The 26,595-nt window shown below is 63.3% G+C and carries 18 protein-coding genes; 5 read left to right on the plus strand and 13 right to left on the minus strand.

The genetic code is table 11. The annotated features are described in order from the left end of the window. The 13 genes from DIE08_RS33840 to tssB all read right to left on the minus strand — a co-directional run. A partial coding sequence (locus DIE08_RS33840) for a DUF6531 domain-containing protein (protein ID WP_185715942.1) occupies window positions 1-2,283 on the minus strand: 2,283 nt, incomplete at its 3' end. A gap of 95 nt (window positions 2,284-2,378) precedes the next feature. Beyond that, window positions 2,379-2,816: a hypothetical protein gene (locus DIE08_RS33845; protein WP_124906158.1), complete on the minus strand. Its 438-nt coding sequence runs from the start codon at window positions 2,814-2,816 to the stop codon at window positions 2,379-2,381. Beyond that, window positions 2,813-5,764, minus strand: a complete 2,952-nt coding sequence (locus DIE08_RS33850) for a type VI secretion system Vgr family protein (RefSeq protein WP_124906160.1) — start codon at window positions 5,762-5,764, stop codon at window positions 2,813-2,815. The genes DIE08_RS33845 and DIE08_RS33850 overlap by 4 nt, the downstream gene beginning before the upstream one ends. Before the next feature lie 11 nt (window positions 5,765-5,775). After that, entirely contained in the window at window positions 5,776-6,000 is a 225-nt protein-coding gene (locus DIE08_RS33855) for a hypothetical protein (RefSeq protein WP_124906162.1), read from the minus strand. A 26-nt stretch (window positions 6,001-6,026) separates the two neighbouring features. Then, window positions 6,027-6,863, minus strand: a complete 837-nt coding sequence (icmH, locus tag DIE08_RS33860) for a type IVB secretion system protein IcmH/DotU (RefSeq protein ID WP_124906164.1) — start codon at window positions 6,861-6,863, stop codon at window positions 6,027-6,029. 1 nt (window position 6,864) lies between these two features. Then, entirely contained in the window at window positions 6,865-8,208 is a 1,344-nt protein-coding gene (tssK, locus tag DIE08_RS33865) for a type VI secretion system baseplate subunit TssK (protein WP_059682933.1), read from the minus strand. Beyond that, entirely contained in the window at window positions 8,205-9,269 is a 1,065-nt protein-coding gene (gene tssJ, locus DIE08_RS33870; RefSeq protein ID WP_124906166.1) for a type VI secretion system lipoprotein TssJ, read from the minus strand. The genes tssK and tssJ overlap by 4 nt, the downstream gene beginning before the upstream one ends. Then, on the minus strand, window positions 9,266-10,612 hold the full coding sequence (gene tagH / locus DIE08_RS33875; RefSeq protein ID WP_124906168.1) for a type VI secretion system-associated FHA domain protein TagH: 1,347 nt from the start codon (window positions 10,610-10,612) through the stop codon (window positions 9,266-9,268). The genes tssJ and tagH overlap by 4 nt, the downstream gene beginning before the upstream one ends. Further along, window positions 10,609-11,631: a type VI secretion system baseplate subunit TssG gene (tssG, locus tag DIE08_RS33880; RefSeq protein WP_124906170.1), complete on the minus strand. Its 1,023-nt coding sequence runs from the start codon at window positions 11,629-11,631 to the stop codon at window positions 10,609-10,611. Before tssG ends, tagH begins: the two co-directional genes overlap by 4 nt. Then, window positions 11,595-13,361, minus strand: a complete 1,767-nt coding sequence (gene tssF / locus DIE08_RS33885) for a type VI secretion system baseplate subunit TssF (RefSeq protein WP_124906172.1) — start codon at window positions 13,359-13,361, stop codon at window positions 11,595-11,597. The genes tssG and tssF overlap by 37 nt, the downstream gene beginning before the upstream one ends. A gap of 34 nt (window positions 13,362-13,395) precedes the next feature. Beyond that, a complete protein-coding gene (gene tssE, locus DIE08_RS33890) occupies window positions 13,396-13,824 on the minus strand; it encodes a type VI secretion system baseplate subunit TssE (RefSeq protein ID WP_059604050.1) in 429 nt (142 codons plus the stop codon). 14 nt (window positions 13,825-13,838) lie between these two features. Then, on the minus strand, window positions 13,839-15,314 hold the full coding sequence (gene tssC, locus DIE08_RS33895) for a type VI secretion system contractile sheath large subunit (protein ID WP_124906174.1): 1,476 nt from the start codon (window positions 15,312-15,314) through the stop codon (window positions 13,839-13,841). A 58-nt stretch (window positions 15,315-15,372) separates the two neighbouring features. Then, complete coding sequence (gene tssB / locus DIE08_RS33900; protein WP_059604056.1) at window positions 15,373-15,879, minus strand: type VI secretion system contractile sheath small subunit; 507 nt, start codon at window positions 15,877-15,879, stop codon at window positions 15,373-15,375. A gap of 456 nt (window positions 15,880-16,335) precedes the next feature. On the opposite strand from tssB, the gene tssH reads away from it, so the two are divergent. Genes tssH through tssM form a run of 5 tightly spaced genes read left to right on the plus strand, consistent with a single transcriptional unit; the run spans window position 16,336 to window position 26,312 of the window. Continuing rightward, window positions 16,336-18,918, plus strand: coding sequence for a type VI secretion system ATPase TssH (tssH, locus tag DIE08_RS33905; RefSeq protein WP_124906176.1), 2,583 nt, complete (start codon window positions 16,336-16,338; stop codon window positions 18,916-18,918). Next, on the plus strand, window positions 18,915-20,501 hold the full coding sequence (locus tag DIE08_RS33910) for a sigma 54-interacting transcriptional regulator (RefSeq protein ID WP_124906178.1): 1,587 nt from the start codon (window positions 18,915-18,917) through the stop codon (window positions 20,499-20,501). Before tssH ends, DIE08_RS33910 begins: the two co-directional genes overlap by 4 nt. Beyond that, entirely contained in the window at window positions 20,498-21,226 is a 729-nt protein-coding gene (vasI, locus tag DIE08_RS33915) for a type VI secretion system-associated protein VasI (protein ID WP_221622518.1), read from the plus strand. The genes DIE08_RS33910 and vasI overlap by 4 nt, the downstream gene beginning before the upstream one ends. Before the next feature lie 5 nt (window positions 21,227-21,231). Beyond that, on the plus strand, window positions 21,232-22,686 hold the full coding sequence (gene tssA / locus DIE08_RS33920) for a type VI secretion system protein TssA (RefSeq protein WP_221622519.1): 1,455 nt from the start codon (window positions 21,232-21,234) through the stop codon (window positions 22,684-22,686). Then, window positions 22,683-26,312 carry a type VI secretion system membrane subunit TssM gene (gene tssM, locus DIE08_RS33925; RefSeq protein WP_124906182.1) on the plus strand — a complete coding sequence of 1,210 codons (3,630 nt, stop codon included), beginning with the start codon at window positions 22,683-22,685 and terminating at the stop codon, window positions 26,310-26,312. The genes tssA and tssM overlap by 4 nt, the downstream gene beginning before the upstream one ends. Window positions 26,313-26,595 lie beyond the last annotated feature (283 nt).

The following is a 26,595-nucleotide window of genomic DNA, read 5'->3' on the forward strand; positions in this document are numbered from 1 at the left end:
GTAGCGGGTGAGCTGGCCGCTGCTGTTGTACTCGAGCTGCCTGGTCTTGCCGCTGGCATCGGTGATGCCGATCGGCAACCCCATCAAGTTGTACGCATACTCCGTCTTGTTGCCCAGCGGGTCGATGGCCTCCGTCAGGCGGCCGCGGGTGTCGTAGTCGCGCAGCCAGAGGCCGCCCTCGGCGTCGCTGATCTTGATGAGCTGGTCTTTGCTATCCCACGCGTAATGCACGGTGGTGCCGTCCGCACGGATGTGCTCCAGCAGGTTGCCGTTCTCATCGTGCGCAAAGCGATTGACATGGCCTGCGCTGTCGATGTGTTGGACAACGTTCTTGGCACTGTCACGGAAGAACCATTCCGAGCGCTGGTCCGGGTGAACAATGCGGTAGGTGTAACCGAGGCTGTCGTAGTAGTGTCGGGTCTCCTGGCCGTGGGCATCGATCACGTAGGTAAGGCGAATGTTCTCGTCCCACTCCAGGCGGGTGTCGAAACTGCCGTCATCGGCCCACTCGCGCACCGCTTTAGCATCCGCGCCCTCTCCCTGCCACACCAGGTTCATGCCGCGGCCGGTGCGGTCCGTGTAGCGGGTGATCAGGTGATGCTGGTACTGGTAGGTCCATGCGGCAGCGTTCTCGTCCTGGGCCAGGATGAGGTCGCCCGCTTCGTCGTATCGGTACAGGCTCAGGCGACGCTGTGGTTCGTGCTCGCCCATCAGCCACAGACCGGTGATGCGGCCAGCCTCGTCCACCAGAGTGCCCAGGTGGGTGTGCGGCTGACTGGGGTCGTCCTGGTAGGTGATCAGGTCCGACAGCACCGCGCGACTACCAACACGGTGCTCGTAAGCCAGCAGCATGCCAGCGCCTCCGCGCAACTCGATCTGCACCAGCTGGAAGCTGTCAGCATCGCGGCGATAGGTCTCGCGGCGCTCATAGCCGCGACACAACACGAGCGTGCGATCATCAACACGCACCAGGGTAATGTCTTCGATGCGGTCCTCATGGTGTTGCCCTACCGTCGGCAACGGGTAATCGTGGCTGCGACCATCGGCGCCGTGATAGCGCAGGCGCTCCCCTGCCAAGTCGAAGCGCTTGGTGTACACAGTCGTCCAGCGCGCACCGAGTTCTCCACTGTCATAGGCGGCCTGGCTGGAGCGGTAGCTGCGAGTCCAGGCGATGGGGAACGGGCCAGGCAGGATGAAGTCGGTATGTGTGAGCGACTCGCTGCCCGTGGCAAAGCTGATATTGCTGCCGGTGCCAGTGCAGGTGCCGCTCTTGCAATCGCTCGGGTCCTGCTCCGCCTTGCATTCGGCACCTCGTGCCTCGAGGGGTTGCCCGGGTCGCGCCTGGTTGCTGATGCTGGTGGTATCGAGCTTGACATTGGCGCTCTGCCCCAGGCGAGGACCTCTTGCAGCGAGCGCGCGCTGCCATTGCGCAATGATCCAGCCGATGCTTTGCTCCAAGGTCGGATCGGCCAACCGCCGGATCTGCGCGGCGAGTTCCGGGGCAAAGCGGCGCAGCGCCGCGATGTGGGACTGCAGCACGCCGCGCGCATGCGCCGACAACGGGCCGCCAGCCTTGCCAAGGCGGGCCTTCGCCTCGCTCTTGTGAAAGAGGAGCGCCGCATCGTAGCCATTCGCGAACACACGGGTGGGATCGCGCCAAGCGTCGCCTGCGGTGGTAAACGGCGCTGGCCCTGTCACGTCACTTCCCACCGGCACGCCAACGGCGAGCGCGTCGAGGCCGGCGGCAAGGTCCAGCACCAGCCCCTGCCCCAGGGTCGCGGCCTCCTCGATGAACCCGGGCAACGCGGCCTGGGTCCGTTGCACGAAGTCGTTCAGTTCGCCCTTGATGCTCGCATTGAGGTGGGTGGCCAGGGTGTTGAAAGCCGACTCGCCGAGGCCACCGCTCTGCCGCAGTTCCTGGCGCACAAGGAACAACGCCGGCCGCAGGCTCATGCGAGCCGGCGCGGTGCCGGCCGCCGGAGTCAGGCCAATGAGGTTGATGCCCAGCGTTGCCCAGTCGAAGGTGGTGCGTGTCTGCGCTTGCACCAAGGTGACGAGGTCGCCGAGGCCATCGACCAAGGACAGGATATTGCCGAGCACTGGCACGTTCCCGGCGGCACTGCGCAGACGCTCCAACGTGACGGCGCCGCCGCTGATACTGACCAGCCAGTCATCGAAGGCCTTGATACTGAGCGCGACGTCTGCCGGCTGGATCTGATTCACCGGAACGACGGCAATCTGCCTTTCGCGGGCGGGGGATGCGGTGTTGCTGGTCGTATCCATCAACGTGTACTCACGGGGTTGAACGTGACGCGGCACCGCGGTAGCAGTGCCACGTGGCATAGGAAGACAGTGAGGTGGCGCGGCATGGGGCTCCCTCAAGATGGCCGTTGATTCGCACGGCCACCGAGGCGGCCGCTGCGATAGAGGGTCAACACCTTCACGCTTTCTGAGGCGATCAGGAGTGCGATGTTCAGCACTAGGCTGTGTGAACCGAACAGGTTCAGCAGCCAGGGAATGAATGACAGCGACGGCACGGCCAGCAGCAGACGAAACGGAATCTGGACATAAGCCATCGGCCGTGCTGCCCAGCTGTTGGTGAGAAACAGATAAGCCGTCACCGCGATGAAGCAGGTCAGCCCCAGTGACAAGCTAGTTGTCAGAGGGGCATACCATGTGGGCTGCTCCAGGTTCTGGAGACGAAGGATGTCCGCAACGAACGGAATCTTGCCTTCCACTACGTTCAGCCAGAGGTAGCGCGCAAGGTAGAGCAGATCCATCGCGGCCCAGAACGTGAAAAGACTCGGCCGCTTCATGCGCGGATTCCCGGCGTGCGCATCATCGCCATCGGGTCGCGCGCCTTCGTCGTGGTTTTCACGTAGGCTGGGGTGGCACCGGCACCGGTCAGCCAGCGATCCGCTTCAGCAAGCGGAGGCACCCAGTCCTGGATCTTGCTGCCTGCGGCGCTCAACAACATGTTCCTGGCCCCTGCGAGCTGGCCCAGAACAGGCGTAATCTGACCCAGGCCAGGCGCGGACTTCAGCGTGCCTGCGAGTTTCGCGCCAGCAACCATAAGGCTAGCCACGCCTGTGCCCACGCTGCCCATGAGGCCAGTGGCAGAGATCGGCTCTGCGGCGCCCTTGGCTGCAATCACCCCTCCTGCCAAGGCAATCGACCGTTGCGAGCTTCCCGCAACCTCGGCCTCAGGCCAGGCTGCCGTACCGAAATAGTTGGCCACCGACATGGTGTTGGCGGGATCCGCGCCAAACCGCACGCGAGCGGGTCCAGGCACTGCACCTGCGACCACGTTGTGCCCGGCCTTGTCGAGAGATCCCTTGAAAACCTTGCCCGTGGCGTCCTCCACTTCGTAGGTCCCCTCGCTGATGCCGACACCATTGGCAAAACGGCTGATGTATCGATTGAACAGTTCCAGATTGCCCTCGCTGGGCTTGGGCGGCGCCGGGAAGCTGGCCGCGCGATTCTTCGGGCCCGTGTAGCTGAACTGGGCCGCGTGGCCGGTATAACGGCCGCTGGTCTGGTGGGTAATCCCACCCGCGTTGTAGACGGTTGCGCTGCCACCGCCGTTGATGACCAGCTCCGTCTTGGCGTTCAGCGTGATGCGGTCAGCGGTGTGGGTGATGTTGAGCTTGGCCAGCAGGTTGATGCTGTCTTTCAGTGCGCGGATATCGATGTCCCCCGCCGCGGCCACCAGGCGATAGCCCAGGCTCTGTACAAACAAGCGCATGCCACGGCTGGCGCTGGCGAGCAGCCGCTTGCCGCTGGTCAGGCTGATATGTTCCGTACTGCTGAGCGCAATGTGTTCGCCGCTGGCGATATGGGTCGAGCCAGGCGTGCTGGTGGCAATACCCACCGGGCTGGCGACGACGACGTACGGCTGCGCGAACTCGGGAAAGTTGTTGCTGGCCGGGTCGCCTGGACCACTGCCGAGGATGCCCTGGTGCTGCTTTTGCAGGGCGTTGGCGACCGCATCCTGGTCGCCCGTTTCCTGCGCCTGTACTTCGCGTGCCTGGGTGCCGAAGCCCTCCTGCTGCTCGCCAGCCACGTCCAGACGGGCGGCGGTCTCCTTGAGGTCCTTGTGGTGCTCGCTGGCGTGCGGGCGCGGCTCGGTGGTCAACAGCAGGCCGGCGCCGGCGCGCACGGCGCCGTGCTCGTCGGTGCGCAGCTCGAAGCCCTTGCCGCGCGCTTTGCCGCCACCCGGACGCGGATGGACCAGGTAGCCCAGGTTGAGGGCGCTGGCCCCCTCGTCGCTGCGCAGTGTGGCGCTGATCTCGCCATTCGTGTCGTCGAATAGCAGTTCATTGTTGCGTCCGGCCTTGTGCTCCTTGCTTTTGATCGTGCTGAGGATGTTGTGCCGCGGCAGCTCGTACGGCGGCAACTGCAGGGCCATGTAGGTCCTGCCGATAATCAAAGGCTGGTCGCAATCGCCGTCGATATTGCCCACCAGCACTTCCTGGCCGATACGCGGGATGGCCATGTGTCCCCAGGTGGCACCGGCCCAGTTCTGCGAAACGCGGATCCAGCACGAGCTGTGCTCGTCGGACTTGCCCTGCCGGTCCCAGGTGAACTGGACCTTGACCCGGCCCCACTCGTCGCAGTGGATTTCCTCGCCCGGCGGGCCGACGACGATGGCGACCTGCGGGCCGTCGATGCGCGGTTTGGCTATCGGCTGAGGACGCCATTCCACATCATCGGGAATCAGCTCGGCGGTATAGCTGTAGTGAGTGCCCAGTTCCGCGTCTGCGCTTTCCTCGGCCTGGCTGGTGTGCTGCACGCCGCGATGCTTGATGCGCAGGGGCCGCCAGCCGCGGTTGAGGTCGGCGCGCGGATGACCGGTGAGGTCGAAAGCCAGGCCGGGCACCAGGCGCGCGTCGTCGCCTTCCACTTCTGCGGTACGGGCGTCGCCGCGCAGCCCGAGCAGGCGGGTCCGGGTGAAGGGCTGCCCCGCCGCGTCTTCCTTGTAGCGGCCGGGGAAATGGTAGACCTCGTAGTCCTTGCCCTGATGGTCGAGCTGCACGCCGTCGTGTTGATGCTCCTGGTTATAGGCCGGGTGCTTGAACGTGTAGTCGCGCTGGGTTTGCCGCGCAGTGCGCACGCGCTCGCTGTAGCGGAAGCGGCGCAGCGCCGGCGTGGGCTGATCGCCGCCTGGCGTGGCGTTGTATTCGACCGGACCGCCGTCGATGGAGCCGAAGATGTAGAGATTGTCTCCATGCACCAGGTGGTGGCTGGCATCGGCAAAGGAAAAGGCGTAATAAAAGCCCTCTTCCGCAGCCAGCCGTGCAAGGAAATGCAAGTCGCTGTCACCTGCCTGTACGCAGTATTCACGCGGCAGATGCGTCTCGGTCACCAACTGTTCGTAGTCGGTGATCTCGTGTTCCTTGAGCACTGCAGACAGAATGTCCGGCACGCTCTGCCGTTGGAAGATGCGCCAGTCCGCGCACAGGCCGGTGCGCGCAAGTTTGGGCTCAACCACGGCACGGTAGCGGGTGCGGCGAAAGCCGGTTTCCCCTTGTTCGAAGTCACTGACCAGGCCGTGGACGTAGCGCACGGGCTGGTCGGCGCGCCAGATGGTGAGCTGCGCGGGCTGATCGAGGACGGCCGAAAAGTCGATCGACGGATCGGTGCTGGTCAGGTCGGCCGACAGCATGAACGGCTGGCTCAGTCCTTCCTCCAGCTCGAACGAAACCACATCGAACTCGAGGCCCCCCGCCTTGAAGGTGAAGCGCATATCGGATTGTCGAGGCATGGGTGTGCTCCTCAATCGGTAGAAAAGTCACCGGAATGGACCGCAGCGAGCCGCGTTCGATCTCCCGGTAGAAAATCAGTCAGACAGTGGCGGACCTGCACGCGCAGCCATTGCTCGCGCTCGGCGTAGCGCGCCATCCAGAACCCGTGGGCCGCCATGACGCCAGCCGCGAGGTGCGTTTCGATATCGACGTCATCCGTCTTGATACCGCCGTAACGGTTCCACGTCCTGACCATTGCGATCCTCCTTGGGGTGCCTGGAACTAGCGCTTGAGAGTGGCGTCCAGCGCGCGCAGCACCTGCCCGGTGCTGCTGTCCAACTGAACGCTGAAGTAGGCATACGCGCCGGACAGCAGCACCAGCGCGCAGGCCCAGGGTGTCCACCACGGCAGTTGCCCACCGAGCCGGTAGCGGCGTGTGGCGATATTCCGGCCGCCATCGGTGAGCTTTTCCGGGACGTCGCCACTCAAACCGCGCAACACGTGGTGCAATCGGTCGATGATGTTGTTGAGCGACTCATCGCGGTTGTTACGCATACCGTACTTTCCGGTGAAACCGAGACACAGGCAGAGGTACTTGAACTCCAGTACGTCGCGGTACTTGGCAGGCTCCACGAGCATGCGGGTGAGCACGGTGAAAAATTTCTCGCCGCCCCAGGTTTCGTTATGGAAGTGGCTGAGCAGCGAGCGCTTGGCCCATACCGAATCGGCGCCGCCCCAAGGGGTGGCCATGACGGCCTCGTCGATGAAGGCGCACAACGCATAACGGAAAGCCAGTTGAGTGGCGCTGTCATAGCTGTGCTGGCGGATTTCCTCGTCCAGCGCGCTGATCTGGTCACGCACGGTTTGATAGAGCTTGCCGATGTCGTCGCAGCGTTCCAGCCGGCGCAGGCGAATCACCAGGCCCAGCAGCGGCTGCGCGCCGTCCACCAGAGGATTCCAGCCATGGCCGCGCAACTGGAAACTCAGGTCCGGGTCGCCGTTGAGCTGTTCGATTCGCTGGTAGCCGACAGTCTTGCTGAGCTCGTCCGCGGCGGCATGGCCGGGAGCCGGGCGCGAACGCAGCGCGCGCGGGTCGTCGAGGGGAACGGTCGTGGTCATGTCATTGGCTCCGGATGGCCCAGAACTGCATTTCCAGTTCAGGGAAGTCGCCGGCGACGTGGAAGCCGAAGCCGGATGTCTGTTGCGTCATGACCTGCCACGCCGGATGCGTACGATCGAGTTCGAAATAGATGAAACCGGCGTGATACGGCAGATAGCGAGGCGCAACGTGCAACTGCTTGAGCGGGATGCCGGGCAGTTGCAGACTGACCAGTTCGCCGAGGCGCTCCATGGAGGTGACCTTGGCTTGCTGGACGAACAACTGACGCAGGTCGTCCGCGGACATCCGCGCACGCACGGCGAGCACGAATTCCGCACCTTCGATCAGCGTGCGATCGCGCACCTCCGCAGTCAGCGAACCGTAGCGCTGCTCGATAATCGGCAGCGACACCGCGCGGGGCTGGAGCACGGTGCTCAGCGTCCGTCGCAAGGTATCCATGAGGATGCGGAAAGACGCACGCGGATCGTCGTGCTGATAGGTCGGGTACTCCTGTGGCAGACGGCCCTCGTCGGTGAAGGTGACCAGTTCACCGCAGGCCTGGATGAAGGCCACGTAGAGATCCTCGGGATGGACATGCCGCTTGCGCGACAGGTAGCTGAACCAGGGCTGCAGGCGGTTGATGACTTGCAGCAGGTTGAAGTCCGTGATGTCGGCCACGCCCGACTGCCCTGCGGAGCCGATGCGTTCCGCGATGTTCTTGGCGCGCTCGCGCATCAGCCCGGCCACCTCGCCGACGAAGCGATGCAGCGGCGCGATGGCGTTCACGGACAGGCTGGTGGGATAGAACCCGTTGTCGTCCAGCACCAGGCTACCGTCCGGGCGGCGGTCGAGAATGCGGCACATGGCGATGCCGGTGAAGGCGCTTCGGTCCTGCTGCTCCAGAGCGAACTGAAGGTTGGGGACAACGAGGTCCACCGGCTGGTGGTCGCCTTCGAGGCTGTGCGTGTCGCGCACAGCCTCCGTGCGGGCCACGTAGCGCGTGTTGGCATACGTATCGGGCCAGCGGACTTCGAGGCCGCTGTCCTGCTTGAGCGGCAACGTAAGGTAGACCGTCTGATTGGCCACGCTGGCGTCGGTGATCGCCAGGGGCTCTGGCGCCGGCTGCTCGCCGGGAATGTCGATGACGGTACCGTCGGGCATCACGCCACGCGCCCGCACGATGGCCACCTTGCCGAAGGCGAGGTACTCATGGTTGAGTTCCAGCTCGCTGAAGCCGTATAGATGGTCGCTGACGCTGTTCAGGCGCTGGTTGGCGTGGTACTCGGCGGCTCGCGCCTGCTGCTGGAAGTGCTGGGGTTGGACGAATAGTCCTTCTCCCCAGAGAACGGCGTTGCGTGAGGTCATGGCGTTACCTGGATTCGGGATGGGTTGGAAGCGGCCTGCAGGGCCGGAGGCGCAGGCAACGGCTCCGCCGGCAGCGGCGGGACAGCCGCCGCTGCCGGCAACTTCGAAGGCCGCCGCCTGGCGGTTTTCTCGATGGGTGCGGCAGGCACGGGGCAGGCAGCCGGTACGGGGGTGGCGGGTAGCGCGGGTCGCCCCTCGCGCGTCAGGCTCACGCGCGTTTCGCTCAACTTGACCAGCAAGGAATATTTGCGGCCCTTGGGCTCGATCGGCATGACCTGCTTCCAGGCCACCGCGTTCCCATCGTGGAAGTCCGCAATTGCGGCGATGAAGCGCGTGCCGTCGCGGACCTCGCCGAAGGGCACGAATTTGAACTGTCCAGGCAACAACAGGTAGTCGTCGGCGGCCAGGTAGGTGCTGCCCAGGGTCTTCTTCAGGTCTTTGCGCAGTTGATCAGGGTCTGCATTGAGCAGCACGGAGTCGTCCCTGAGTTGCACGACCTTGAAGGCGATGGGGGTTCCGGGGGGCTTGGCCAACCTCGACCGGGCGGTCGACGGCGCAAAGCTGTGACGGCGACCATTGGCGTCGTACTGCCCCAGTTCGAGGCCCTGCGGACCGACGATCCCCGTATTCGGTAACGGAGGCACGATCACCTGCTCGCTCGACTGCCCGGCTCTCGGATGCGCGGACGGCGCGCCGACACCGGCCGCGGGCCTCGCGACAAAGGTGGAAGCATCGGCGCCGGTGCGCAGCTGCTCGAGCAACAGTTGCAGGTTTTCGAGGAGCTCGGGCTTGTTGGCGCTGACGAAACGCACCGCGTAGGGGCCGTCTTCCGCATCCTGCTCATCGGTCGCATCGAACCCGGGCACCTGATGCTGCCCATTGGGATTGACGTCGTGGTCGGCGTACAGGCTGAGGCCGATCTGGGTCGGCTGGTCATCATCGACGCCCACCTGGATGGATGGGTCCATCAGCACCTGCCCCGTTTTCTTGAAAACATTGCCGACGGTGCTGCATCCCGTGAGCATCAGCAGTGGCATCAGCGCGCAGACGAGCCGCTTCATCGCGGCTCCTGGCGCAGCGCTCGGTCGTAGGCCTGTTCAAAGACTTCCCAGAACAGTTTCTCGAAACCTTGCTGGCGAGAGGATGCCAGCTCGTTGTAGTAGTGGGTGTACATCTGCCAGCTCCAGTCCGCTCCCTCGGATGGCTGGACCTGGGCCGGCCGATAGCGCTGGAAACGCTGCTGCAGTTGCTCCGGCGAGAAGGCACGCAACAGGGCCTGGAGGCTGGCCTCAATGGCCTCGATCAGCGCGGCCTGGTGCCGCTGAACCTGGGCGAGGCTTTCCTCCACGGCGGCGGACGGCGACAGGTGCACGACGCTGCGCTCACTGGAGAACAATGCGCGTACGGTCTCCGGGTAGCCCAGCCCCAGGCGCAAGGGGTTGTCCTCGATGGGCTGGAGCGTGCGGGCAAGCGGTGCCAGATTGCGCCGTTTGCCGTCCTGGGCATGCTGCAAGGCAGTGATACCGTGAATGACTGCGCTCAACGTCCTGCCGATCTCCTGCAACAGTGCATGCCCCATCTGAGGATCGACCACGCCGACCGAGGCCCCAAGCCCTTCCACCAAGGGTTGGATCAGGGCATTGGCGTCGCCGGTCGAGACGGCTCGCGAGTAGGACTGCGGCATCGTGGATTCTCCAGATAAGGTCTTGGGTGAGCCGGACACGGCTTCGAATCGGGTACGGGCGTGGTTGGCCTGGGTCTGGCTGGCACTGAGTCCGTAGTTCGTAGGGTCCAGCGGGGCGACGCCGAATCCCGGCTCGCGCCGCAGTTGCTCGGCATCCAGGGCGGCCAGCGGGTCGCGTTCGTCCGCGGGACGGTGCTCCCTCGCGAGGTCATCGAAGGCGCTGAAATCGGGCTTGCGCACCCCCGCGTCCAGCAGCCTGTCGGCGTCGGCCACCGGGTGAAGGCCAGCGCTTGGCTCGTTGAGCAACTCACCCACCGAACGCTGCTGCAGCGGCTGGCTGTTGAGCAGATGCGGCTCGGACGTCTGAAGATGGACGGTGACCTGGTAGGCGCCGATATGCAGCATGTCGCCGTCGCGCAGACGTGCGGCCGAGCCGCGCCGCAACGGTGTCTCGGCGTCGTTGACGCGGGTGGCGCCACTCTGGTCGCGCACGCAGTAACTGTTGTCGATCCAGGCGATCTCGCAGTGAATCGCCTGCACCTGGCCTTGACCGTCATCGAGCAGCCAGTCGGCGCCGCGGCTGCCGATGGTGCCGCCCGCGTGACCGAAGCGATGCCGTGCAGTGCTGCCGGCGCGCAGGGCATGGGTATTGGCAACGATGAGCTCGAGGCGCTGCGTGTCTGCCGACGTCTGGCTTGTTGGAGGAGTAGGCGTGTTCATAGTCGCACCTTGATACGCACGGGGGTTCGAGTGGCGTCATCACCGTTGACGAAAGTGGTCCAGCCAAGCTGCGAGCCGCGCGCCCTGCTCAGATTGAAGGACTCGACTTCCGCCGGGCGAAGTCGCAGTTCCAGGTCGAAGGCCATCGGGTCACGCAGCAGGAATTCCATGAGCTTGCGCAGGCGTGCGAAGTCCTCCCCGCTGGGCAGGAAGTGGCGGAAGCGCTCCTGGTCGAGATCGGAGATGACGACGGTGAATTTGTTGTGGCAGGCGCGCACCCGCTTGCCGATCACGAAGCTGCCGCCGACCTCGCCATTGCGCTTGCCCAGCGACAAACGCTGACCTGACGGGATGTCGACGTAACGAATCTCGAACTCGCGCACCTGCACGGATTTCAGCGCGAAGCAATCGGCCACGATGCCCGCGACCATCGACGCGGAGCGGCTGCGGTTGATGATGGAGCCGGCGAAACTGAGCAGACGGCTCCAGGGCAACGGTGTCGCGCCGCGCAAGTCGTCGTTGCCCAGGCCGACGAGGGCAAATACATAGCGGGAGAAGCCATCGCTGGCTTCGCTGCGGAAGCGGATGTGATAGCGGTACTTGCGCCATGCCCGGTGCAGCAGCGTGAGCAGACGGTGGTGAAAGAAGTCGAGAAAGGCCGGACGAATGCCGATACCCTGCCCATGCTCATAGGCCAGACGGTCCAGGTAGTAGCCCGGCAGCGGCGAGTCAGAGCCGTGCAGCCCGAAGAAGTTGGCCTGTATCTGGTAGTCGCTGGCCGAGCCGTCGGGCATACGCGCGGCGAAGCTGATGTCCGACGCCGGAAATGCCAGTCCCGCCGAACTGCTCAGGCGGATGCGCCAATGGGCATCCCCGAGCGGATCGCTCGCTTCCAGGTCGTCACCGTGCAGCGCATGCAACTGCTCCAGCAAGCGGAAGAAGTCGTAGGCCTTCGCGCTGGCGAGCACGGCATCGGCGACGGCTAGATCAGGGGTTGCTTGCCGATCTGCAATGGCCATTGGTAGTGCTCGTTGTTGCTGGTGTTGATGACTTCCAGCACATGGAAGGAGTTGATGCTGGCGTAGAGCGCCAGGAAGTGGCTCAGCACGCTGCCGAACAGATAGAGGTCCCCCTCGCACAGGAAGGCGTCTTGATCCAGGTGCAGCACCGTCTTCAAGCCACGGATGGGCAGACCCTTCATGAGCCAGTCCATCGGCTTGGTCTCGGCCTCGCCGATGCCCGCCAGGCGCTTGCTGCTGGCCCGCGCATGCTGGATGTCATGCAGCGCGGCGAAGTCGTAGGCTCGCAGGACTGCCTTGAGTGGTTCGGCCGAGAGCAGTGACAGATAATTCAGCGACAGGTTGGAGATCAGGCTCCACTGAAGATCGCCGTCCAGCACCGGGCGATAGGACGGCGTCGGACGCGTGATGTTGCGACAACGACTGTAGGATGGCGCCCTTTCCGATCCTTCGCAGATATCGCCCACGTCCAGTGCAAGCGGAAGGTCGCGATTGGTGCAGGTAATCGACAGCGAAACCGTTTCGGTCTGGTCCACATACTCGCTTTCGTCGGCGCGCACGAAGGAAACGGCGTGGTCGAGACCACTGCCGTCAAGCGCGTTGCCTATGTGGGTTCGGTAGTAGATCGCGGTACGACCTTCGGCATGCTCGACTTCGTGCGCCATCGACTCGAATGGCCGGAAGGTACGCAGCCGATCGCCACGCCGCCCATCAGCGTCGCGGCGCAGGCCCCGGACTTCGTCGATACTGAAAATCTCGTAGGCTAGCGGCCGCTGCCCCGCTGGATAAACCGGCTGTTGCGCGACCTTGCCGTCTATCCTGATCGGCTCGGCGTCATGGGCGAACAGGTTGACCGCGGGGGTGCAATACAGGGCAAGGTCGCCATCGCGCAGGCGAATGCCCGGTGGCATCGGCCGACTGAAGTGGAACTCGATCCGGACGGTCTCCTGGCTGGTGGACGGCCAGAACGGCGCCAAGCCGCTCAACCGGAAACAATGAAAGCGCTGGGGAAAAACGAAGTACTCCTGCAATATCCGGTAGCCGTCGAAGGCATTTTTCGGATACGGCAGCAGGGCTTCATCCTGGGCGAACCCAGGAAACTCGACCTGTCGGTTGGGCAGGGAGAATGCCTTGCCGTCAAGGTCTACCCTGACCTTGTCGAGGTACTGGGCCAACCAGAGATAGAGGGTCTGCGCCGTGGTGTCATCGCCGCTGAGCTGGAAATCCAGTTGATCGCAGTCCATGAGGCTGGGCGGGTTATCGGTCAGGAACGACAACTCGACCGTCAGGATCGACTTTTCTCGCGAGTGGGCATCGCTCACCCGGGTCATCTTGAGCGGCAACAGGTGAACATCCGCACAGGTGCGAAAGCGGCACTGGACGCCATCCACCGCGCGGGACAACACAACGGTTCCCTTGGGCACGGTTTGCCGCTGCGTGATCGCGGTTTCGACCGGCTCGAAGCAGACGATGGTCGAGCTCGGCAGCGGCCGAAGGTAGTTCGGCCACAGCAGTTGCAGCATCGAGTGAGTCAGCTCAGGCAGATCGTCTTCGATTTTTAGCCGCAGCTTGGCGGTCAGGAAGCTGAATCCTTCGAGCAGGCGCTCGACATCGGGGTCGGCGCCTTCCCCTCCAAGGAAGCGGGACAGTTGCGGATTGTCACGGGAAAACTCGCGGCCGAAGCGACGTAAGTAGTCGAGCTCTTCTCGGAACTTGCGGCGTAATGTCATGGCAACGACTTTCCATTGCGGATCGCGCGGCGGGTCAGGTGAACCGCGCGATCCTGTTGTGATGCTGAAGTACCAGGTCGAGCTCGATGCTTTCGTGTGCGTTGCGAACCGGCACCAGGCAGTGCAGCCGGAAGTGCAAATCCATCGGGCGCATGGCATCCGTGAGTGGCTGAACGCGGGTCACCTTGACCCGTGGCTCGAACTCGCTGACCACGGCATGGATGTGCTCGCCCAAACGATGCCGCAGATCGGCGCTGCCGACCGCGACATCGTTGAAATCGGGCAGCCCCAATTCAGGACTGCTTGACGAACAACCTTGCCGGGCATTGAGTACCCACTCGAGATGCCGCTTGATAGCCTGGATGCGTTCGGCGGCCAGATCCTGGCTCGTCCGCAGACGTCGCGGCGCGAGATCGGGATCGAGCCGCTCGAACAAACTTCCCTGTCCGAGCGTTCTCGGCATGGCCTAGGCTCTCGTTATTCCTTGTCGAGCCTGCCGACAAGGGACAGTTCGAAGCTGGCACCCATGTACTTGAAGTGCGGACGCACCGCGAGCGACACCTGATACCAGCCCGGATCGCCGGCCACATCCTGCACGATCACGCGGGCCGCCCGCAGCGGGCGGCGGCTGCGCACGTCAGCCGAGGGGCTTTCCTGGTCAGCGATGTATTGCTTGAGCCAGTTGTTCAGCTCGCGCTCAAGGTCCTGGCGCTCCTTCCAGCTACCGATTTGCTCGCGCTGCAGCACCTTCAGATAGTGCGCCAGCCGGTTGACGATAAACATGTACGGCAGTTGCGTGCCGAGTTTGTAGTTCGTCTGCGCGGCCTGGCCCTCCTCGGTCTTCGGGAAAAGCTTGGGCTTTTGCACCGAGTTAGCGGAGAAGAATGCAGCGTTATCGCTGTCCTTGCGCATGGTCAGAGGGATAAAACCGGCTTCGGCGAGTTCGAATTCGCGGCGGTCCGACACCAGGACTTCAGTGGGAATCTTGGCCTGCCACTGGCCGAGGGATTCATACAGATGGACTGGCAGATCATCCACCGCCCCGCCGGACAGCGGGCCGATGATGTTTGGACACCAGCGGTATTTGGCAAAGCTGTCGGTGATGCGGTTGGCGAGCAGGAACGACGTGTTGCCCCACAGGTAATTGGCGTGGCTACCGTCGACGCCTTCGCGGTAGACAAAGGTACGCGTCGGGTTGTCCAACGGGTCGTACGGCTGGCGCAGCAGGAAGCGCGGCAAGGTCAGGCCCAGGTAGCGCGCATCCTCGGATTCGCGCAGGCTACGCCATTTGGCGAAACGAGGGCCTTCGAAGATGTCGCTGATTTCCTTCAGGTTGGGCAGCTCCTGGAAGTTCTCCACATTCAGGAACTCGGGACCGGCAGCACCCAGGAACGGCGCGTGGGCCATGGCGCCGACCGCTGCCACGTAGCTAAGCAGCTTGATGTCCGGCGCCGACGGGCCAAAGGTGTAACTGCTGACCATGCAGCCCACCGGCTCACCGCCGAACTGGCCATAACCCGCGGTGTAGGCATGCTTGTAGAGGCCGCTGCGGGTGATATCGCCGGCTCCCTCGAAGTCATCCAGCAACTCGGCCTTGCCGACATGCATGAAGCCGATCCTGATGTTCTCGCGTGTATCGGTGTTATCGACCAGAAGCTTGAGTTGGCGCCAGTGGGACTCCAGGTTCTGGAACGACGGATCGTGGAGAATCTCGTCCATCTGGACGGTGAGTTGCTCGTCGATCCGGGCAATCATGCCGTCCACCAGCAGCTTGCTGATGGGCTGCTCGCGATCATCCGTCTTGAGCATTTCGGCAATAAACGCAGCAACGCCGCGTTCGGCGACGGCATAGCCCTCGTGATTGGGCTCGATGCGCGTCTGCGCCATGATCTGTTCGAGCAGCCCCTGGGATTGGGCCGCTTCAGCCTGGGCAACAGCGCGTTCGGTTTTCATGTTCGTTTCCTTGAAGCCGCGGAGATATGGGAAGGTGTGATGTGCCGCAGGAGGCGCATCAGTCGGACGAGCCCTTGAGCGCCTGGCTCAGCTCTTGCGCGAGCTTGTTCCGCGCCGCCTCATCCCCGAGCAGGGCCTGCAACTGCTTGCGGAATGCGGGCACGTTACCCATGGGCCCCTTGAGGGCTACCAGCGCCTCGCGCAGTTCCAGGAGCTTGCGCAACTCGGGCACCTGCTGGGCGACTGAATCAGGATTGAAATCCCTGATGTGCTTGAACTGAAGGTCGACGGTCAGCGTGTCGTCAGCGTTGGCATTTCCGAGGCGCAAGGGAACGGCAGTTTTCAACGCCACGCCCGCCTCGCTGAGCACATCGTTGAAGTTGTCCTTGTCCACACGCACCACCGGCCTGTCTTCAATAGCAGTCTCTTCTTCGCGCCCCTTGAAATCACCAATCACCAGCATATTCAAAGGCAGTTCGATCTCCGCCTGCTGATTACCTGTTGCCGGAACATATTTGATATTGATTCGTTCCTTCGGGGCTACCGATGCCGTGCTCTTCGCCATAAATACTCCTTATCCTTTTCTCTTGAGGATGCTGGAAATTCGCTCTCAGCCGTAAACCGCAGCATGACCAACCTGGTTCGAGATCTGCTTGGGGAATCGCCCCAAGATATTCCATGCCCCTCAGAAAACATGGCTCCCAGAAGCGCTTACCAGACATATTCAGACATACGCGGCCCGCCTGAATAATTAAGCCTGCCCCATTGCACCGTCAATAAGATTTGTCCGAAATTTCCATCAGATCAATCACGAAATTAACCCCAAATAACGAGACAGAAAAAATGTGACATTTATTAATAATTCTCCGCACACAAGAAAATAAATTTCTCATTTACTAATTGGCAATATTGTGTTTCCTTAATGGGCCAACCATTCCCCGCACCGCTGATATATCTGCGTGCAACTTCGGTCCTGACGTTGCACGCCTCGTTTCCAACCATCCTTGATGGGCTGTGCTTCATGATCCGAATTGAACTCTCGGCAGTCTTCGACCGCTTGAATCCCCCCGCTCGACAAGCCCTGGAAGAGGCCGCGAGCCTCTGCATCAGCCAGCAAGGCGCCGAAGTCACGGTGCCGCATGTGCTGCTCAAGCTGGTGGACCTGCCGTTGGGAGATGTCCGATCGCTATTGCGCGAGGCCGGGCTGGATCTGGGCGCCGTGCGTCAGGCGCTATCAGCCAACTTCCCGAACCAGGCATCCACGGGAGGGCAATACCCCGCGTTCTCGCCGTTGCTGGTCGAACTGTTGCAGGAGGCATGGCTGTTGGGTTCGCTGGAATGGAACCAGGACGCAATCCGTAGCGGCAGCCTCTTCCTGGCCGCATTGCTCAACCCGGGTCGCTATCTGCCGCTGTCCGCCGTGCGTCTGTTCGACTGCGTCAACCGGGAAGCCTGGCGCAAGGAATTCCTGTCGTTGGTCGCGAATTCGGGGGAAACACCCCAGGCGTCGGAACGTGTCCAGTCACCCATCGTCGCGGCGACCGATTCGGCGCTGGCCAGGTACGGCCATGATTTCACCGCCCAGGCGCGTGAGGGACGCCTGGACCCGGTGCTGTGCCGCGATGGAGAAATCGATCTGATGATCGACATCCTGTCGCGCCGCCGCAAGAACAACCCCATCGTCGTGGGCGATGCCGGCGTTGGCAAAAGCGCGGTCATCGAAGGCCTGGCACTGCGCATCGTCCAGGGGCACGTGCCTGAGCCGCTGCGCTCCGTCACGCTGTGGGGATTGGACCTGGGCGCACTACAGGCCGGCGCGTCGGTCAAGGGCGAGTTCGAGAAACGGCTGAAAGCGGTTATCGACGAAGTGAAGACCGCCGCCACGCCGATCATCCTGTTCATCGACGAAGCACACACGCTGATCGGTGCGGGCAATGCGGCTGGCGGCAGCGACGGCGCCAACCTGCTCAAGCCGGCGCTGGCCCGGGGAGAACTCCGCACGATCGCGGCCACCACCTGGTCGGAATACAAGAAATTCTTCGAGAAGGATGCGGCACTTAGCCGACGCTTCCAGCTGGTCAAGCTCGACGAGCCGAGCCCCGAGACGGCCGTCCACATCCTGCGGGGGCTACGGAACACCTACGAGCGCGCTCACGGGGTCTACATCTCCGACGACGCGTTGCAGGCCGCTGCCGGGCTTTCGGCGCGCTACTTGTCGGGACGGCAGTTGCCCGACAAGGCCGTCGACGTGCTTGACACGGCGTGCGCGCGGGTAGCAACCGCACTTGCCGAGTCGCCCAGGCAATTGCGGGTGCTGGAGCACGAGCTCTTACAGATCGACACGGAGTCGACGCTGCTGCAACGGGATCAGCGTGCCGGCCTGCACACTGACGCGCAACGGCTCGAGGTACTGGACAACGCGCGCCGTGAGGTTCAGCGCAAGATGGATGCGTTGCAAACCGCATGGTCATGCCAGAAGCCGTTGGTGGACGAAATCCGGACGCTGCGGTCGTCTCTGGCGGCCGACGACGCCCCGGACGATGATGAGCGCTCCGAACAACTATCCGCCAAGGTGATGGAGCTGGCGGCGCTGCAACGCGCGGGCGCGCTGCTTCACGCGGAGGTAGGCCGTGAGCAGGTCGCGCAGGTCATCGCTGACTGGACCGGCATTCCGGCGACAACCATCAGCAGCGATCAGATGACGCGCCTCCGAGGCTTGCCGGAGACGCTACGGGAACGGGTCAAAGGGCAGGACGCCGCAATCGAGCACATTCACCGGCATCTGCTGACCGCGATGGCAGACCTCCGGCGGCCTGGCACGCCGCTCGGCGCCTTCTTGCTGGTAGGCCCCAGCGGCGTAGGCAAGACGGAAACCGCACTGGCCCTGGCCGATGCGCTATTCGGCGGCAAGCAGTTCCTGACGACGATCAACATGTCCGAGTTTCAGGAGAAGCACACCGTGTCACGCCTGCTCGGCGCGCCGCCGGGATACGTCGGCTATGGCGAGGGTGGCGTGCTGACCGAGGCGATCCGCAAACAGCCGTATTCCGTGGTCCTGCTCGATGAGGTCGAAAAGGCCCACCCGGACGTGCTGAACATCTTCTATCAGGCCTTCGACAAAGGTGAGCTGGCCGACGGCGAGGGGCGATTGATCGACTGCAAGAATGTGCTGTTCTTCCTGACCTCGAACCTGGGATTCGATCAACCGGAAGACGAACTGACCGACCAGGACGAGGCCGCTCTTCGGGAGCGCCTCTCGCAATTCTTCAAGCCGGCACTGCTGGCGAGAATGCAGGTGGTGCCCTATCGCTATCTGGACGATCGCGTGCTCGGGGACATCGTGGAAAGCCGCTTGCAACGGCTGATGACGCAGTTCGTCCAGCGCTATAACGCCACCTTGTCGGTGTCCGCGAGCGCCAGCGAGGAACTGCGCAAGCGCTGCACCCGCCACCAGAACGGTGCACGCATGCTGGATGCGAGCATCGACGGCGAGTTGTTGCCGCCACTGTCCTTGTCCGTCCTGCAGCGCCTCGCCGAGGGCGCAGCCTTCCGGCGTGCCCAGCTGTCGTGGAGCGGCAGCGCCTTCGAGGCCGTCGTGGAATGACGCCACCGCGGCAACTGAATCCGCTCGAGGTCGCGGGCATCGCGCGCGACATGACTTGGGCGGCACACCCCGACGAGCTGGCAACAGTGATCCTGCAAGCGGCTGTGGATAGCGGCTTGTTGCGCCTGGGGATGTGCTATCGCCTGGATCAGACGAGTGACTGCTTGCGGCCACTGACCTGCGTGCCGGAAAACGCGTCTGCTCTGCCGGATCTGGATATGGACGAGTTAGACAACCCCCTGGTCTATAGCCTGGTAAGTGGCCACCCCTGCGAGGTCGAGCGCATCACCGATATGGTCGGCGTGGGCAGCGCTTTCGAGCGGTTGCGCGAGCACTTCATGCCTGGAGACGGCGCCTGGATCCTGCCGTTGCGCGACACCAATCAGCATGCCTTCGCGGTCTTGGCGCTGCTCGGCGCTCCCTTGACACTGCACGCATTGCGCCAGTCAGCGCTTTGGCAGGCGCTGCTGCAAATCCATGAGCGCCTGTTCTCCGGACTTCAGCAGAACCAGGGGGATGCGGCGCGGGCCCGCTCAGCCGACGCAGTGCGTGCGCAGGCGCATACCCGCACACGCGAGCGAGCAGCCAGGCTATTGGCGGCGGAGTTCGTCGGCGTGAGCCCGGCGGTCCGCGAACTGCGCAGCGACATGCTGGGAATGACGGATTCGAACCTGGCCATTCTGGTCACCGGCGAAACTGGCGCAGGCAAAGATCATGCGGCATGGCTCATCCACCAGGCAGGAAGCCGCCAAGGCAAGTTCGTGCCGGTGAACTGCGCGGCCATCCCCAAGGATCTGATCGAGGCGGAGCTGTTCGGCAGCGAGCGAGGCGCCTTCACCGGCGCCAGCCAGGCGCGCGCAGGGCTCGTGGCGGAGGCCGACGGCGGCACACTGTTCCTCGATGAGATTGGCGACATGCCCCTGGAACTGCAGGGCCGGCTGCTGCGCGTGCTGAACGAGAAGAGGTACCGCCCTGTGGGCGCGACGCAGGAGCGCTATTCCGATTTCCGCTTGATATGCGCGACCCACCAGCCATTGCTTCAACGCATCGCCGAAGGGAGCTTTCGGGAGGACCTGTACTTTCGCATCCGCCAGCAATGCCTGCACGTGCCTGCGCTGCGCGAGCGCCCGGAGGATATTCCCGTTCTCGCCGAGCACGTGCTGCTGCAGTACAACCGCGAGAGACAGAGGCACATCCCCGGCATCAGCCCCGAGGCGTTGCGCATGCTGCAGATGCACCCGCTGCCAGGCAATGTCCGAGAACTGCGCAACCTCGTACTGGTGGCAGCCGAGCGCACCGAACGCGGCAAGGCCATCGCGCCACAGGCATTGCGCGAGCTGCGCCCCCCTGCCCCACGAACTCCCCCGCTCCCCGCCACATCGACGATGCCGCTGCACGATCTCTGGGAAACCAACGACCTGCCCGGCGCGCTGGCGGCTTTCGAATGCCACCTGATAAGCGAACGCCTGCGACAAGCAAACGGTTCGCGCGCGCTCGCCGCACAGAGTTTGGGCATTCCCAAACGAACGCTGGCGCGTAGATGCCAGCGCTGGAACATTTTTCAGGAGGACTCTGCACCATGAGATCACTGAGCATCGCACTGGTTTGTGCAGCGCTCGTGGCCGGATGTGACGCCGGCAAACAGGGGACCGCCGCCGGTCCGTCCGCAGCGACCCCAGCAGCCATGAAAACCTGTACCTCCATTGTGTCCGCGATAGAGCGGCTGGCCTGCTTCGATGCGCTTGCGGGAACGCCGCCAGCACCGGTCGCAGCGACTCCGGCCACGCAACAGAACGAGGCTCCAGCAGCGGCCGACAGCCAGAAACCGGCGAAACCGCCAACGATCGTCGAACTGGTCCGCCTCAACGAGGCGAAACGTGCCGCGGGCGAGACGGGATTCCGGCTGTTGCGCACAGAGGAAGCTGTACCGGGACGGTGGGGCGTGGTGATGTCCACCCCGGCGTTGGGCGGCGCTACCGCGCCGCCGATCCTGGCGATCAGTTGCCTGTCGAACATCTCGCGTCTGCAGCTGCTGGAGAGCCAGCCGATCACGCCCAACCGGATGAACATCCGACTGCTGTTGGACGGGCAACCCATCTCGGCCTCGGTGCCGTGGCAGGTACTGGAAGACGGCACGATCGTGGACGCGGGGCGGGGCCTGGTCGCCATCGAACAACTGCGATACCTGGTCAAGGCCGGCGGTCGCTTGCAGGTCGAGAGCGACTATGCGCCGTTCTCCGGGCTGCTGTTCGATGCAACCAACCTGCATAGCTTGATGAAACAACAGCGTGAGGCCTGTCACTGGTGATCAACTTGCCTCACCTGGATCTGGACGCATTGCTAGGCCCGCTGGATGCCAAACAACCGGCCGGTGTATTCGATGAGGAAGACGAAACGTATCAAGGCATCGAGCATGAAATGATCAAGCTCGGCAGTCTGCAGGAAGCCAGTATCGACTGGTCCTATGTCGATGAAGCCTCGCGTCAATACCTGAGCACCCGGTGCAAGCACTTCCGCGTGGCGGGGCATCTGGTCACGGCCCGCCTTCGCCCCCGCACCTGGCCCCACTGGACCGAAGCAACGTCGGTGCTGGCCGGCATGGTCGAGCGCTACTGGGAAAGCGGCCAGCCGAAGCCCGGGCCGCGTGGCCTGCTGGCCAAACGCAAGCTGGTCACCTTGCTGGCGGAGCGACTGAGCCAGGCATTGGAAACGCTGGATCAGAAGACCTACACCCCCGGGCTGCAGGATCAGGCACAACAGGCATTCGACCGATTGCAGGCCAAAGCGGTCGCTGCGCAGTTGGATGTATCGATGCTGTCCCGGCTGGAAGCGCAGATGCACCGGCATGTCGAGAGCACCTTGTTCCCGGAGCCAGTGGTTCTCAAGCCGAGTGACGGTCAGCAAGGTGGGCACGCGCTGAGCGACGCCTTCTTCCAGCCGAGCGAAATGCCGAAGTCCAGCGATGAACGCGAGGGGCGCCGAACGCTGTTGGCAATGGCGGATTTCATCAACGAGCAGGACATATACGACCCGACCAGCTATCAATTGCGGCGCTTCGCGCTATGGGCGCACCTGCGCGCGGCACCGCCCGCGAAGCGCGACCAGCTCACGGAACTGATGTGCGTGCCGGTCGATACCGAGGAGGGCTATCGCGAGGCGATCTCGACCAATTCGGTCAGCCCGATGTTGTTGCGGCGCGTGGAAAAGAGCGTGACCAGCTCGCCCTATTGGCTGCGAGGCAGCTTCTTTGCGGCGGCCATGGCGGCCCGTCTGGAAATGCCGGCTGTGGCGGAGGCCATCCGTCACGCAGCCGAACGCTTCCTGCTGCGCATTCCGGGCTTGAGCGACCTGCACTTCGCCGATGGCCGGCCCTTCGTCGACAGCGACACCTTGGGTTGGATCGGCAGCGCCGAAGCACGGTCTGCCGATGCCGGTGCACCGCAAGAGTTCGTGGATTTACGCGAGGAGCTGGCCAGCCGGTTGGACACCGAGGGCGTTGAGCCGGTGCTCCGCCGGTTGCAGGCGCACCAGGCCTCGTCTAACGGCCCGCGTCATCGTTGCCACGCAACCGTGATTGCGGCTGACCTGCTGAAGTCGCGAGGTTTGGATTGGCTGGCTGAAGAACTCTATGCCAATGCCAGCCGGTTGATGAAGGGCGTCACGGTGGATCAATGGGAGCCTGAACTGTTCCAACACCTCGCCAAACATGTCCCTGCGCATCAGGAAAACGAACATAGACGAAGCCAGTCGCAAGGAGAGAAGAAATGAAATACTGGTCGTTGCTCAAACGATATGCCGTCCCCCTACTGCGTTGGGTCAAGAGCGGCATGCCACTGCTGCTGGTACTGGGGCTGCTATTCCTGTTGATAGCCATCTGGTGGCTGGGGCCGCAGTGGGCCTGGCGCGATCGGCATCCCCTGGCAAGCCTGGGCGCTCGGGTCGGGCTGACCCTTGCCCTGCTGATGGTTCCCGTGGTGACCTGGGCCCTGGTACTGCGTGCAAGGAACCGCCGGCTGGAGGCCGAGCGCCAGCAAGCCCGCGCCGTGAAGGAAGACCCCGTGCTTGTGCATATCCGCGCCCAGGAGAAGTCCCTGGACACCAACCTGGCGGTGCTGCGCGCCCACCTGCGAGGCCGCCAGGGCCTGTATCAGTTGCCGTGGTATCTCGTGCTCGGGCAGGAGGACGCCGGCAAGACCAGCTTCATCAACCGTAGCGGCCAGAACTTCTCGCTCACGGGCGAGATCAAGGCTGGAGGTCATGGCACGTTCGTCGACCCCGACCTGATCTACCGGACCGATTGGTGGATGGGCGACCAGGCCGTATTGATTGACCCGCCCGGAGAGTTGATCAGCCAGTTTCCTGCAGGGGAACACTCGGACAGTGCTCCCGCGACAGCATCGACGACCGACGCTGAAGAAGCGCCGGTGCCCGAGCAGCTCGGGGAGCCGCCCGAGACTCGGGCCCGCCTCTGGCAGCATCTGATCGACTGGCTGGGCAAGAACCGCTCGCGGCGACCACTCAACGGTGTGGTGTTGATCGTCGATCTGCCCTCGCTGTTGAGCCAGAGCGCCAGCGAGCGCAAGGCACTGGCCGTCCTGTTGCGTACGCGTCTGGCGGAGCTGAGCCGACATCTCGGAACGCGTCCTCCACTGTATGTCATCCTCAGTAAATTCGACTTGCTGGAGGGTTTCGAGCAATTCTTCGCCAGGCTGCCGAAGGCGGAGCGGGAGGACATCTTCGGGTTCACCTTCACGCTGGATTCCGCGCGGCAGTACGACGCCTGGCAGACAGAACTCAGCCAGCGCTACTGCGACTTCATCGATGGCCTGAACAATCAGGTCTTCGATGTGTTGAACGATGCGAAGTCGCTGCCGATACGCGAAGCGCTGTTCTCCTTTGCGGGACAGATAGCCGGCATGCGCACCGTGCTTTTCAATTTCCTCGACGACGTACTGGGCAGCGATCGCTACGGCACCCCCGCCTTGCCGCGAGGCGTGTATTTCTCTTCGGTTCACCAACAGGGGTTGCTGCACAACGCTTTCGTCGACAATGCCTCGCAGACCTACGGTGTGCGAACGCTGGTACCCATGGCACAGCCCGCGGGACGCTCCATGGTGTACTTTGCCCAGCAGGTATTCCAGCGGGTCATCTACCCGGAAGCCGGCCTGGCCGGCGACAACCTGAAGGTGCTGGCCGACAAGAAACGGAATCTGGCCGTGGGCTTCGGCGTCGCGGCACTGGGCAGCGCGGTCGTGATCGGCGGCTGGACTCACTACTACAACGTGAACCGCGCGAAGGTGGCGAGTGTGCTGGAGAAGAGCCGAACGTTCGCCAGCAATGCGATCGACGGCGGTCAGGACCCGACCGGACGAAATCTGCTGCTGCCGCTGGACCAGCTTCGCGATGCGGTGGCCGTCTACGGCGACTACCGGGAAGCGTGGCCGCTGGTGTCCGGCATGGGTTTGTACCAAGGACGCAAAATCGGCCCGAAGGTGGACGAAGCCTATCTGCGCTTGCTTTCGACACGCTTCCTGCCGCAATTGGCCGGCGGGGTCATGACGCAACTGAACGCCGTAGCGGACGGTTCGGATACCCAACTCAGCGCCCTTCGGGTGTATCGCATGATCGAGGATCGGGCCAACCGCCGCGCCCCCTTCGTGGAAGACTGGATGAGAAAGGCGTGGCAGGCAGCATTTCCTGGCGAGGCGCCGGTGCAACGCGCCTTGTCGAGCCATCTCGATTACGCGCTGAAGTATGCCGATGTGTCGCTCCCGCAGTACGCCGCCCGGATTTCCGATGTGCAGCAGCAATTGCGGCAGATTCCTTTGCCGCAGCGCATCTACATGGCGATGCGCAGCCAGGCAGGCGACGTCCTGCGGACACCGCTGGATCTACGCAATGAGATCGGTCCGGCTTATGACATCGTCTACCAATCCACAACCGCGGCAGCCGAGGGTGGCGAAAACCCGGGCACGCGCATCGACGCGCTGCTGACCGCCAAGGGCTATCGGAACTACTTCGAGCCGCGCAATCAGGATGTCGCCGCGCTGGCCGTCATTGACCAATGGGTGCTGGGAGAACGGCGGAATGTCGACTATTCGGAAGCCGACAAGCAGGCGCTTGTCGCGCGTGTTCGTGCGCTGTACAGCCGTGACTTCATCGAGAACTGGCGCCGCGGACTCAACCAACTTGAGGTCGCCAATTTCGACGATATCGGCGCCGCAGCCAACGTACTCGGTGCAGTCAACAGCCCGGCGGCCCCCCTGCGCAGGCTTCTGGAAACCGTGCGCGACAACACCAATCTGACGTCCAAAGCGACGTCTGACGCGACGCGGACCGAAGGCACTGCCACCGCGGCAAAGAGTGGTCCCGACAGCGAGGCCCAGGATATCGCCAAGATTGCTCAGGCATTCACGCCGCTGACGGCGTTGCTTGAAGCCAAGGGCGAAAAGCCTTCCTATCTGGACGAAACGATGCAGGCTATCGGCAGCGTCCAGGATGTGTTGGTGAAGGTACAGGACAGTCCGGACCGGGGAAAGGCGGCGCTGGCGGTGATGCTGGACCGCTTTGCGCTGCGGGGCACCGATCCGTTCGGCAATCTGCATCGGGTGGCTACGGGCCTGCCTGAGCCCCTCAATCGCCAGGTGAAGAAGCTGGCTGACGAATCCTCCGACGTGCTGCTGATCGAGGCGCTGCGGGAACTCGAAAAGCGCTGGAATGCCGAGGTCTTCAGCTTCTACAGCCAGCGCCTGGCGAACTACTACCCGTTCAACCCGAACAGTCGCACCGATGCCTCCGTCGACGATTTCACAGCCTTCTTCGGGCCGCAAGGCAAGTTGCAGGACTTCAAGGACAAATATCTGAAGCTGTTCCTGGATGACAACCTGGAAGCGCTCTATTCGGAGCGTCGCGGGGGCTACCTGATGCGCACCGATGTGCCCAAGCAGTTGGAGGCAGCCGACCGGATCCGCGATGCGTTCTTCAACAGCCGCGGTGCGATGGCCGTGCATTTCACGCTCGAGCCGCTTGGCCTGGCACCCACTCGGCGGAGCAGCACATTGAATCTTCAAGGACAACTCATCACCTATAACCACGGGCCCAGCGAGACCGTCGGTGTCATCTGGCCCAACACACTCGGCGGTAGCCCTGAAAGCCGCATGACGCTGGTCAATGGTGATGGCAACAGCAGCAGCCTGGTCTACAAGGGCTCATGGTCGCTATTCCGCTTGCTGAGTCAGGCACGACTCAATGGCGCAACGGCTACCACCGTCGACCTCAGCTTTACGGCGAGCGATGGCGGCATGCGTTACCGAATCACTGCCGACAAGAGCAACAACCCGTTCACCCAGCGCTTGTTTCATGGTTTCGCGCTGCCAGGTACGTTGCTGCAGTGATGACCGTGCCAACAGTTGTCCGGTGGCGCGCGTATCGCGCCTATCCCGTGTGTGCAGGTATCCCTCTGCCTCCAATGCGACGTCGAGCTGGCAGGCGGATCACGGAGGGAGTTCCGTTGACGGACCGGACGCTCTCCAGCGGCCGGGTCATTGCTGACCCGGCCAGGTCAACAATGACCCGGGGGGTTTCTCTTTGATTTCAATAGCTTGACGCCTAACGAGTCAACTTTGACCCGTCCGCAAGGCGCTGCTGGCTGGCTTAGTCGACCCGATGCGCGCCCGC

It is taken from the genome of Burkholderia sp. Bp9004, from assembly GCF_003858025.1.
GTDB classification, from domain to species: domain Bacteria; phylum Pseudomonadota; class Gammaproteobacteria; order Burkholderiales; family Burkholderiaceae; genus Burkholderia; species Burkholderia diffusa.